The organism is Streptomyces phyllanthi (assembly GCF_009377205.1).
Classification (GTDB): domain Bacteria; phylum Actinomycetota; class Actinomycetes; order Streptomycetales; family Streptomycetaceae; genus Streptomyces; species Streptomyces phyllanthi.
This window is the reverse complement of the sequence record NZ_VJZE01000311.1, coordinates 1-10,966: the sequence shown is the minus strand read 5'-3', so window position 1 is coordinate 10,966 and position 10,966 is coordinate 1. Positions and strand designations below refer to the sequence as shown.

The 10,966-nt window shown below is 71.6% G+C and carries 13 protein-coding genes; 6 read left to right on the top strand and 7 right to left on the bottom strand.

Annotated features, from left to right (window positions below; translation table 11 throughout):
* The first annotated feature begins 96 nt into the window (after positions 1-96).
* The 4 genes from FNH04_RS31810 (at position 97) to FNH04_RS31795 (ending at position 2,454) form a co-directional block, all read left to right on the top strand.
* Complete coding sequence (locus FNH04_RS31810) at positions 97-285, top strand: hypothetical protein (protein ID WP_152789278.1); 189 nt, start codon at positions 97-99, stop codon at positions 283-285.
* Between the two features lie 263 nt (positions 286-548).
* Positions 549-1,583, top strand: coding sequence for an iron-containing redox enzyme family protein (locus FNH04_RS31805; protein ID WP_152789276.1), 1,035 nt, complete (start codon positions 549-551; stop codon positions 1,581-1,583).
* Positions 1,584-1,601: 18 nt separating this feature from the next.
* Entirely contained in the window at positions 1,602-2,255 is a 654-nt protein-coding gene (locus FNH04_RS31800) for a HemK2/MTQ2 family protein methyltransferase (protein ID WP_322724404.1), read from the top strand.
* Positions 2,236-2,454, top strand: coding sequence for a CDGSH iron-sulfur domain-containing protein (locus FNH04_RS31795; protein ID WP_322724403.1), 219 nt, complete (start codon positions 2,236-2,238; stop codon positions 2,452-2,454). Before FNH04_RS31800 ends, FNH04_RS31795 begins: the two co-directional genes overlap by 20 nt.
* Here the strand turns inward: FNH04_RS31795 and FNH04_RS31790 are convergent.
* On the bottom strand, positions 2,435-2,908 hold the full coding sequence (locus FNH04_RS31790) for a hypothetical protein (protein WP_152789272.1): 474 nt from the start codon (positions 2,906-2,908) through the stop codon (positions 2,435-2,437). The genes FNH04_RS31795 and FNH04_RS31790 overlap by 20 nt on opposite strands.
* A 265-nt stretch (positions 2,909-3,173) precedes the next feature.
* Between FNH04_RS31790 and FNH04_RS31785 the strand changes: the two genes are divergently transcribed.
* Entirely contained in the window at positions 3,174-3,623 is a 450-nt protein-coding gene (locus FNH04_RS31785) for an STAS domain-containing protein (RefSeq protein ID WP_152789271.1), read from the top strand.
* Here FNH04_RS31785 and FNH04_RS31780 read toward each other — a convergent pair.
* The 5 genes from FNH04_RS31780 to FNH04_RS31760 are packed head-to-tail and all read right to left on the bottom strand — an operon-like array spanning position 3,532 to position 10,039.
* Positions 3,532-5,496: a DUF2264 domain-containing protein gene (locus FNH04_RS31780; protein ID WP_152789269.1), complete on the bottom strand. Its 1,965-nt coding sequence runs from the start codon at positions 5,494-5,496 to the stop codon at positions 3,532-3,534. The two genes, FNH04_RS31785 and FNH04_RS31780, sit on opposite strands and share 92 nt — an antisense overlap.
* Complete coding sequence (locus tag FNH04_RS31775; RefSeq protein ID WP_228031726.1) at positions 5,493-6,557, bottom strand: LacI family DNA-binding transcriptional regulator; 1,065 nt, start codon at positions 6,555-6,557, stop codon at positions 5,493-5,495. The genes FNH04_RS31780 and FNH04_RS31775 overlap by 4 nt, the downstream gene beginning before the upstream one ends.
* Positions 6,558-6,605: 48 nt before the next feature.
* Positions 6,606-8,255 (bottom strand): type 2 periplasmic-binding domain-containing protein, encoded by a 1,650-nt coding sequence (locus FNH04_RS31770; protein ID WP_152789265.1) that lies wholly within the window; start codon positions 8,253-8,255, stop codon positions 6,606-6,608.
* 33 nt (positions 8,256-8,288) lie between these two features.
* The gene (locus FNH04_RS31765; RefSeq protein WP_152789280.1) at positions 8,289-9,149 is read right to left on the bottom strand and encodes a carbohydrate ABC transporter permease; all 861 of its coding nucleotides are present in this window, start codon (positions 9,147-9,149) and stop codon (positions 8,289-8,291) included.
* A 35-nt stretch (positions 9,150-9,184) separates the two neighbouring features.
* On the bottom strand, positions 9,185-10,039 hold the full coding sequence (locus FNH04_RS31760; RefSeq protein ID WP_152789263.1) for an ABC transporter permease: 855 nt from the start codon (positions 10,037-10,039) through the stop codon (positions 9,185-9,187).
* A 345-nt stretch (positions 10,040-10,384) separates the two neighbouring features.
* Between FNH04_RS31760 and FNH04_RS31755 the strand changes: the two genes are divergently transcribed.
* Entirely contained in the window at positions 10,385-10,576 is a 192-nt protein-coding gene (locus FNH04_RS31755; protein WP_152789261.1) for a hypothetical protein, read from the top strand.
* A gap of 164 nt (positions 10,577-10,740) precedes the next feature.
* On the opposite strand, the gene FNH04_RS31750 is transcribed toward FNH04_RS31755, so the two are convergent.
* A partial coding sequence (locus FNH04_RS31750; RefSeq protein WP_265580812.1) for an SSI family serine proteinase inhibitor occupies positions 10,741-10,966 on the bottom strand: 226 nt, incomplete at its 5' end.

The window sequence follows — 10,966 nt, the reverse complement described above, 5'->3', positions numbered from 1 at the left end:
GGGTGGTGGGTCGGGTGGTGCGGTGCCTTTGCGGATCGCGACGCCCGCACGCTGACGGGAGAGACGCCCGCACGCTGACGAGAGAAAGGAGCCCTCATGTCCCGGGAACGTCGGGAACGTCACCCGAAGAAGCAGCCGGAGACCGCGTCGGAGCAGGTACTCCGTGAGGTGGAGGAGGCCGAGACGCACGTCGAGGAGACGGACGAGCAGCGCCGTCGCCGCGGCGAGGCGGGTGAGGCGATCACACCCAATCGCCGGGCACAGGAGCAGTCGCGCCACGACTGAGGCCCGGGCTCCGCCGCGGCACCGTCGTGGCGGAGCCCGGGCCTCCGCCGCGGCACCGTCGTGGCTCGGGCCGAGGCCCAGGGTCGCCTTGGCACTGTCGTGGCCTGGCCGCTCGCGGTTCGGCCACGCCGGGACACGCCCAGGCTTCCAAGGGGCGCGAGGAACCGCGCGACCAGCCACGACCAACCCGCGGGCGGCCGCCGACAGACCCGGCAGAACCCGGCAGACGGGTAGTCATGGGGCGCGCAGGGTACCCGCGCCCCATGACAGCCGACCATGAAGGACCGGGGCTGCCGGAGAGCCGGGGGCCGCTGTCCGCGGCGGTCGGGGCGTATCTGCGGGATGCGGGCAGCCCCCTCCCCCGCGACGCGGACGTCCACGCCACGGACCCGTACGGCGACGACCTCCAGCTGGCCCTGTACCTGTGCTACGAACTGCACTACCGCGGCTTCGCCGGAGTCGACCCGGACCGCGAGTGGGACCCGGCGCTCCTTGGGACGCGCAAGGTGCTGGAAGCCCGTTTCCTGGACGCCCTGCGTGCGGACACCCCCGTGCACGAGACCGTCACGGACGCCGTGGAGGAGCTGCTGGTGGAGCCCTCGGGCGGCACGGGTGTCAGCCGGTATCTGCGGGACGAGGGCCGGTTGTGGCAGGTGCGTGAGTACGCGGCCCAGCGGTCGCTGTACCACCTCAAGGAGGCGGACCCCCACGCCTGGGTGCTGCCGCGGCTGTGGGGGCGGGCCAAGGCGGGGATGGCGGCGGTGGAGTACGACGAGTACGGCGGCGGCCGGGAGGAACGCGTCCACGCGCGGCTCTTCGCCGATCTCATGGACGACCTGGGGCTGAACCCCTCGTACGGCCACTACCTGGACGCGAGCTCCCCGCAGATGCTGGCGATAGTGAACCTGATGTCCCTGCTCGGGCTGCACCGGCGACTGCGCGGGGCCCTGGTCGGGCACTTCGCGGCGGTCGAGATCACCTCGTCACCGGGCTCGCGGAGGCTCGCGGAGGCGATGCGGCGCACCGGCGCGGGCCCTGCCGCCGAGTTCTTCTACGACGAGCACGTCGAGGCGGACGCGGTGCACGAACAGGTCGTACGGCACGACGTGATCGGCGGGCTGCTGGCGCAGGAGCCGGACCTGGCGGACGACGTGGTCTTCGGTGTCGACGTGACCGGGTATCTGGAGGACCGGTTCGCCGCGTACCTCCTCGCGCGGTGGCGGGCCGGACGGTCGGCGCTTCGCGAGGCGACGCCCGACGTCGGCCTCTCGGTCGCCGACCATGCTATTTCGGGATAATACGGGTACTTGTTTCACGTGAATCCTCTGGTTTTCCCCGGGGTCTACGCCCCACAGGACGACACCGCGCTGCTCACCGACGCGCTGGCCGCCGAACCGCTGCGCAGGGGTGCCCGGGTGCTCGACGTCGGGACGGGGTCGGGTGCCCTGGCCCTGGCGGCCGCCCGCCGGGGCACCCGGGTCACCGCCGTGGACGTGTCACGGCGGGCCGTGTGCACGACCCGGCTGAACACCTGGTTGGCCGGGCGTCGCGTCCGTGTCCTGCGAGGGAACCTGTTCCGGCCGGTCGCGGGAGAGTCCTTCGACCTCATCCTGACCAACCCACCGTACGTACCGGCTCCGGCCGCCGAGCGGGAGCCGCGGGGTACCGCGCGGGCCTGGGACGCGGGCCGGGACGGCCGGATGGTGCTGGACCGGATCTGCCGGGACGCCCCCGCGCTGCTGGCCCCCGGCGGCGTTCTGCTGATGGTGCACTCCGTGCTGAGCGGTCCGCACAGCACGGTGGGCCGCCTGCGAGAGGCCGGACTGAAGGCCGCGGTGGTGGAGCGCCGCTGGATCGCCTTCGGTCCGGTGCTGCGCGCCCGGCAGACCTGGCTGCGGGCCCAGGGACTGCTGTCCCGTACCGACGAGAAGGAAGAGCTGGTGGTCATCCGTGCCGAACGACCGCACTGACGATCCGACCCGGATCACCGTACGGCGCCGGGGTCCGCTGCTCGTCGAGGGCCCGGTCGAGGTCGAGCTGGAGGACGGGACGGTCGTCTCGTCGGACCGCTTCCGTGTGGCCTTGTGCACCTGCCGCCGCAGCCGCCGTTACCCGTGGTGCGACACCAGTCACCGCCGCACCGCTCCGGCTACCGATCCTGGCCGTTAGAACCGGTCCCAGCCGCCCACGCACCCTGCCACACGACCCACCGGTGCCCGTCCGGGCCGTGGTGGACGCGGAGGTCGTCGATCACGGCGAGGAGGGGCTGTTTCCGTATGCCGGCGTGAGGTGCGGCATCCAGGGCGATCATGGTGTCATCGGTGGCCGCGAGCGTGATGCCCGACTCGTCTGCGCTGAGCACGACGCGGCAGAGGCCGGCCGTCGTGCGCTTCAGCAGTTCCCGGGTCACGGCACGCCCGGCCTCGCGTATCGGTTCGAGGAAGGATCCGGGGGCGTCGATCACCCGTGTCACCGCGGTCACGGCCGCCTCCGCCGCGGGCTCGCCGTCGGCGCGCGCGAAGTGGGCGGCGAACTCCATCTCCAGCGCGGGGACCATCAGCCCGCACTCGGTCAGCAGTGACGGTCCCTCGACGGGCGTACGAACCGGGGACACCAGTGCCAACCCCCTGCTTCCTTGTGTTTCTCGCCGTGCGTTCGGATCCATGCGGCCGGGGGCTGGGGCAGCACAGCGACGACTCTATGGGGTCAATATCCGCTTGGCCAGGGCGCCTTGGATCGACACCTCCCCGCAAAAGTCAACAGTTCGGATCGAATTTCACCTTGTCGAGTGAACTAAATCTCGCGGGCGGCACGGCAGGGATGGTGGCTCTACGGCCTGGGTAGCTACCGAGATCGAATGTGCCCTACCGTCCCGAGGTGGAGCCGAGATGCCACCGGAAACCCACGACCGCGCCGCCGACCCGCCCGAGGGTACGGCTGCCGCGTCGGGGCCCGCACCGGCGAACCCCTACGCCCACAGCAGGCGGGCGGGCTCGTACACCGTCGTCGAGGTCTCGGGCGAGATCGACATGGCGACCGCGGGCTTCGTGGACGAGCACCTGGACACGGCCACCGCCGCGCCGGAACCCGATGTCCTGGTCGATCTGCGCGGGGTGACGTTCTTCGACTGCTCGGGGCTGCGTGTGCTCTGCCGGGCCGAGAGCAGGGCGCGGGCACGCGGTGGCCGGCTGCGGATCGTCTCCGACCAGCCCTGCATGCGTACCCTGCTGCGCGCCGCCGGCCTGCTCAGTCGTTTCCCCCCGCTGGCGGAGCCGCCTGCGGAACTTCCTCCTCCGCGCCGTCCGGAAAACGGATCAGCACCGCACCCTCCGCCGTGACCCTCGCGCTCGCCCGGCGGGCTCCCTCCGGATCGGCGCCGAGCACCACCAGGGTGACCAGCACGTGCACGCCTCCCGGGTGAACGGGCAGCAGAAGAGAGGGAGTCGCCGAGTACGTTCCGTACGCGTTGGCCTCCTGCGCCTGGGAGACCGTCCCCTCAGCCTCCGTGTCCCAGCCGTGCAGGGCCACCACGGTGCTCGCGAGCCCGTCCGTCCGCCGCGCCCACGCCCAGCCCGGGCCCGTCGCCGCCTCGGGAGGGCGGGTGTCGTCGGCCAGGGCCCATCCGCCTTCCCGTACGACCGCTCCGTACGGTCCCCCGACCCGGTGCACCCGCACCTCCCAGGGGCCGCGCACGACACTGACGGTCTCGATCCGGTGCTCCTCCCCCGCCAGCGAGGCGATGTGCCAGGAGGCCGCCCGGTGGCCCGTCACACCGAGGGGGTGGATGCGCCCGCGGCGGGAGGCGGTCCCGTCGGTGGCGACCAGGGCGATGTGGTTGTCGATCGCCTCACCCGCGGTGTCGGGGGCCGCGGCGCTCGCGTAGGCGAACCGTGTGTAGTGCGGGTTGTCCTCGGGCGTGGGGGCACCTCCCCGCGCAGGGGAGTCCCCCCTGGGAGGAGTTGGGAGCTTGGGGGACGGGGGTGGCGGCAGCCGGTCGGTGCCGTGGTTGACGAGCCGTACGATCCCGTCGGCGGCCGTGGAGTGCAGCAGCCAGCCCGGGGCGGGCAGCGCCAGACAGGTGTCGGCGGTGTCGACCGGGCCCGGTTCCTCGGGCGCCGTCCACACGGGGTGGCCGGCGGGCAGCAGCAGTCCGAGGAACGCCTTGCTCGCCCAGTACGGGGAGGCCGGACCCGAGTACCGCTGGGTGACCGGGAGGAACGGGCGGTACCAGCCCAGGCTCAGCAGGCCGTGTTCGTCGGGCACTCCGTGGTCCGCGAAGTGCCTGAGGGCGCCGGAGGCGAGGCGGCGGGTGCGGCCGGGCGGCAGCGGGGTGGCGTCGGCCAGGGCCCCCACCCAGAGCGGGGCCGTGGCCGCGAAGCGGTAGGTGAGCGAGCGGCCCTGGTGGACGGGTGCGCCGTCGGAGCCGAAGAAGTGCTGGTGCGCGGTGAGGAACTCGCGCAGCCGGGCGCGGTACCGCTCCACCTGGGCGGCGTCGGCGCGCGGGCCCGCGATGCGCGCCCACAGGACCGGGTACAGGTGCAGGGCCCAGGCGTTGTAGTAGTCGAACTTGCGGCCGTCGCCGTCGGTGTACCAGCCGCCGCCCCGGTACCAGTCCTCCAGGCGGGCGAGCCCCGCGTCGATCTCGGCTCGGTGGTGCGGGGCGCCGACGGAGGCGAGGAACTCCTCGGTGATGACCTGGAAGAGGCGCCAGTTGGAGTCGTTCGCTCTCGCGCCGACGAAACCGCCCAGCCAGTCGGCGACCCGCCCGCGCACGCCGTCGTCGAGGTGGTCCCACAGCCAGGGGCGGGACTCGTGCAGGGCGATCGCGAGGGAGGCGGCCTCCACCATGGGCTGGGCGCGGTCCGTGATGGGCGGCCAGCGCTCGGCGCCGTACGGATCCGTCCCGGCGGCGAGCCCGGCCGCGTACCGCTCGATCAGTTCCGGGCCGACCCGCCCACGGGAGCCCGCGATGCGGAAGGCGGCGAGCAGGAAGGAGCGGGCGTAGCCCTCCAGACCGTCGGACCAGGGGCCGGAGTGGCTCGCGCGGCCGGGCAGCCGGTACTGGGCGAATCCCGGTGACGCGTACGGCAGGAGGCCTTCGAGGAGGCGGTCGGCCGTCGCCTCCCAGTGGGCGCGGGTCCAGCCGGTGACGGGTGAGCGGGTGCGGTCGAGGGGCGGCAGGCCGGTGAGCGACACATGCGGCGCGGTCATGCGGGGGTGGGCCCTCCGTCGGTCGGGGGTGGCTGGACGCTGTCGCGTACGACGATGTGGGTGCCGAGCAGATGGTGCGTGCCCGCGGTGTGGTCGGGGTCGCGCAGGGCGATGCGGACGGCGGCGCGGCCCAGTTCCTCGGCGGGGGTGCGGACCGTGGTGAGCGGCGGGTTGAAGTCCTCGGCGAGCGGGATGTCGTTGTAGCCGACGACGGAGAGGTCGTGCGGCACGCGCAGCCCCGCGTCGGTGATGGCGCGCAGGGCTCCGGCCGCGACCATGTCGTCCCCGGCCACCACCGCTGTGAACTCCCTTGTGTTCTTGAGGAGTTCGGTCATGGCGCGGTGGCCCGCCGCCCGGCCGAGTCCGCAGTCGACGACTTGGGCGGCCTCCGCCGGCAGCCCGTGCTCGGCGAGCGCGGCCCGGTAGCCGGCGACCCGGGCGTCGAGGGCGGTGTTGCCGGGCAGTCCGCCGAGGAAGACGATGCGGCGGTGGCCCGCCGAGAGCAGATGGGCGGTGATGGCGCGGGCACCGGCCTCGTTGTCGAACTCCACGACGAGGGCGGGGATGCCGGGGTCCGGCGCGGGCCGTCCGCACAGTACGAGCCGGGCTCCGGCGGCGTCGAGGGCCTGAGCGTAGTGGGCGACGCGCTCGCGGTAGGCGTCGTCCTCGACGACCCCGCCGACGAGGATCACCAGCCGGGCGCCCTCCTCCCGCATCAGCTGGACGAACTCCAGCTCGCGCGCGGGGTCGCCGCCGGTGGTGCCGACCAGGCAGAGCCAGCCGCGGGCGGCGGCCTCCGCCTCGACGCCCTCGGCGACCTGGGCGTAGAAGGGGCTGGTGACCTGGCGCAGCACGACGGCGACCATCTTGCGGCCGCCGCCGACCAGGGCCCGGGCGTGCGCGTTGGCGACGTAGTCGAGATCGCGGGCCGCGCGCAGCACCCGCGCCCTCGTCGCGGGCGGGACCGGGTAGTTGCCGCTGAGCACGCGCGAGACGGTGGCCACGGACACACCCGCCCGCTCGGCGACCTCGCGGATCGTGACCCGTCCCTTCGACGCCATGTCGCTTCCCATCCCCCGCGTCTCCCTCCGGCCGTCCGTCGCCGCACGTCAGCTGTTGGCCGCGTGGTCCTCGGCGAATTCCTCGGCCATTCTGTCGCCGCCGCGGTCCCGCCACTTCTTCACGGCCGCGTCGTACTCCGAGAGCGGGACGCGGCCCGCGATGATGCCCGTCGCGGTGTCGTCCATCAGGGCCTTCAGGGTGGTGCCCTGGGCCGTGTACGTGCGGGACTGCAGGCCGTAGGAGGCGTTGCGGATCGCGTGCGGGACGGTCTTCTGCTGCCAGGCGTGCAGGGCGCGCACGGCGTCGGGCATGCCCGGCACGAAGAGCACCTGCGGGCCCTCGGCGAGGTACTTCAGCGGGAGGTTGGTGTTGTTCTCGACCTTGCCCAGCTCGTTGGCCTCGGGCGAGCCGTCCTCGGCGCGGGTGAAGTGGGTGCCCTCGACGCCGTAGTGGACGAGTTCCCACTCCTTCGATCCGAAGGGCGCGGCGAGGTAGTCGAGGATGCGCAGCAGCAGTTCGACGCGTTCCTTCTTCGCCTTCTTCAGAATGGTGTAGCCGAAGGAGCGGCGGGCCGCGACGATACCGCCCGGCTCGCCTCCGACGCCGTACGGGAGCGCCGGGGCCGGGGTGAGCAGCCCCTTGGAGTCGAGGAACTTGGGCAGGTACGCGCCGAAGCCGTCCTGCATGGAGCCGACGGTCCCGTTCAGCCAGAGGGTGGTCAGATCCGGCTGGGAGAGCGAGGTGGCGTCGGGGTGGTAGGAGCCGTCCTTGCGCAGCCGGGCCTGGTAGGCGACGGCGGCCTTGTAGCGCTCGTCGGTGAAGTTGGCGCGGAAGGTGCCGTCCTGGTCCACGGCCCAGCCCTGCGGTGCGTTGTGCGCGGCGGAGTGGTAGCCGTTGCCGAAGACGGATCCGGTGGCGGCGCCGAGGGCGTACTTCCTGCCGCCCGTTCCCTTCTTGGCGACGGCGGCGAAGTCCTGGGAGGTCCAGCCCTCCTTCATGCCCGCGCCGGTGAAGAAGCCCTGGTTGACCCAGAGGGTGGAGCCGGGCAGCGGGCGTTCCAGCGGGATTCCGTAGATCCGGCCGCCGACGCGGCCCATGTCCTGCCAGGCATGGACGGGGATGTTGGCCAGGTTCGGATACGCCTTGACCGCGTCGCCGGACAGGAACGGGGTGAGGTCCTCGGCGCGGCGCTGGACGAACTGGGCCTCGCGGGGCAGGACGAACCCGGAGAAGATGTTGATGATGTCGGGCAGGTCACCGGCGTCGCCGGCCATCACGGTGCCCATCTTCTTCTGGTAGTCGGTCTGCGAGATGATCGTGTACTCGATCTTCACGCCGAGCGCCTTCTCGACGGCCGCCCAGAACCTGTTGGCCGACGCGGGCTTGGGCGGTACGCCGAAGGACACCGACATGACCTTGATCGTGGACCCGTCGCCTGGTGTGTCCTTGACCGCCGTCACCAGGTCGGACGGGTACGAGGTGTAGCCGGCCTGGACGCCCGCGTCGGTGGGCGCGAGGTCGGGCTTCGGTCCGGAGAACGGGACGTAGGAGGGCCAGGGGGCCAGCTTCTTGCCCGCGTTGGAGACGTCGCCGTCGTCCGAGCCGGAGGAGCAGGCGGTGAGGGTGCCGGGGGCGGCGAGCGTGGCTGTGCCGACTGCGATCGAGCGCAGCAGGGTGCGCCGGGACAGGGAGGACATGGGCGACCTTTCGTAGCGGCTCTTGACGAGTAGTCAGCTCTTGATGGCGCCGGTGAGCACGCCTTTGGTGAAGTACTTCTGGAGGAAGGGATAGACCAGCAGGATCGGCACGGTGGCGATCACCAGGACGGCCATCTGGACGGTCTGCGGCGCGTTGACGGTGGCCTCGCCGGTGGTGGTGTCGGTGATCCCGGAGCCGGCCACGACATAGGTGCGCAGCACCTGTTGGAGCGGCCAGTGGTCGCTCTCCAGGTAGAGGGAGGCGTAGAACCAGGAGTTCCAGTACGCCACCGCGTAGAAGAGCCCGACGACCGCGAGCGCCGCCTTGGACAGCGGCAGGACCACCGACCACAGCACCCGCCAGTCCCCCGCCCCGTCCAGCCGGGCCGCCTCGTACAGCTCCTCCGGGATGCCCTGGAAGAAGCCGCGCAGGACGACCAGGTTGAAGACGTTGACGAGGACGGGCAGCACCAGCGAGGCGTACGAGTCGAGCAGTCCGAGCTCCTTGACCAGCAGGAAGCTCGGGATCATGCCGGGCGGGAAGAGGAAGGTGAAGAGGACCAGGAGCAGGACGGGTCTGCCGCCGAAGACGCCGGGGCGGGACAGGGCGTAGGCGAGGGTGACCGTGCAGGCGAGGCTGAGCAGGGTGCCGATCACGGTCACGCCCGCGCTGACGCCGAGGGCGTGGGTGACGATGCCGCCGTCGAGGATGTCCTCGTACGCCTTGAGGGTCGGGTCCGTCGGCCACAGGACCCAGCCGCCGTTCGCGATGACCTCCCGCTGGGAGGCGAGCGAGGTGGACAGGATGACCAGGAACGGCACGCAGACCAGGAGGACGACGGCGGCGAGTGCGAGGATCTTGGCCGCCTGGGTGACGGGCTTCGGCTTCTCCATCCAGCCGGGCCTGCGCGGTCGCTCCGTATGGGCGCTCACTTGTAGACCCCCTGTTCGCCGAGGCGGTGGGCGACCTTGTTGGCCGCGTAGACGAGCAGGGCGCCGACCACGCCCTTGAACAGGCCCGCGGCGGCGGCGAATCCGTAGTCGCCGCCGACGATGCCCTGGTAGTAGACGAAGGTGTCGATGATCTCGGCGGTCTCCGGGCCGACCGCGTCGCGCTGGAGCAGCATCTGCTCGAAGCCGACGGAGAGGATGTCGCCGAGCCGCATGATGAGCAGCAGGACGACGACCGGGCGGATCGCGGGCAGGGTCACGTGCCAGAAGCGCCGCCAGGGTCCGGCGCCGTCGAGGGCGGCGGCCTCGTACTGCTGCTCGTCGACCTGGGAGAGGGCGGCGAGGAAGATGATCGTGCCCCAGCCCGCGTCCTTCCAGATCACCTGGGCGACGACGAGCGGCTGGAAGGCGTCGGGGTTGCCGATGATGTCGACGGTGCTCAGGCCCGCGTCGCCGAGGTAGCCGTTCACCAGGCCCGTGTCGCCGAGGACCTGCTGGAACAGCGCGACGACGATCACCCATGAGATGAAGTGCGGCAGATACGCCACCGACTGCACGAAGCGGCGGACCGTGCTCCAGGTGAGGGTGTGCAGCAGCAGGGCGAGGGCGAGCGGGACGGGGAAGTAGAAGACGATCTGGAGGAGCGCGATCCAGAGGGTGTTGAGGGTCGCGTCCCAGAACGCGCCGTCCTCGAACATCCGCTGGAAGTTTCCGAGGCCCACCCAGGGGCTGCCCCAGATGCCGTCGAACGGCACGTAGTCCTTGAAGGCGATGACGTTGCCGGCCAGTGCTCCGTAGTGGAACACGAGGAAGTACACGAGCCCGGGGAGCATGAGCAGGAACAGCGTCTGCCTCCTGCGTCCGTGAAAACCTTTTCGCTTCGTACGCGCACGGGTCGGGCCGGGACGGGAAGGGGTCGCCGACGTGCTACCAGCGCGCTCCCGCAGCAACGCGGCCACGGAGCCTCCTCACCTCGGGGTGTCGGGTGAGGGGAAGTTAAAACGTTTTCAGAGCGGGGTCAACACTCCTGACAAGACCGGGAGTTGACGGCCCGTCGTGCGCCGCTCACATCACTGCGAACTCCGCCGAAGCGATCGGAACCCTCAAAAGGGACTTCAATGAAACGATTGAAGGGGTGCCGGGAGGCGCCGGGACCATCCGGAGAGGGAGGCGCGTACGTGAAGTTCGTTCTCGAGGTCGAGCTGGACGGAGTGGACTGGAACGAGGGCACCACGGTCCAGGAACTGAGCCGGATCCTGCGCTACTGGGGCGGCAATCTGCACCACTACGACCTGGGCCCCGGGGACGGCTCGGCCGTGTACGACTCCGGCTACCGCGAGGTGGGGCGCTGGACCATCGCGTCGGAGTGATCCGGGGGCCGGCCGACAGCCCCACTCTGTCCGGCCGGCCCCCGGTGCGGGAATCGCGTGGTCTTCCGTGGGCGGGCTCGCGCTCCCCATCCGCGAGCCCTCGGTCGACGCCCACGTCGACCGCGCGATCCCGGTCCCTCACCCTCCGAAGGAGAGGAGGGTGGTCAGAAGGAGAACAGGACGCTCTCGGAGGAGTTCAGCAGGCACTCGTTGGCGAAGGTGCGCTCATGGGCGACACGCCGGCCCTGCCAGACGCCGTCGACCGTGACGGTCACGGGGTCGTACTGCTTGGTGCACAGTCCTTCGGATCCGCCGGACAGCGCGTCGAAGTCACCTCCGGCCGCCCGGAGTTCGGCGCAGGCCCCGGCGGGCGCCGGGTGGGTGCCGGAG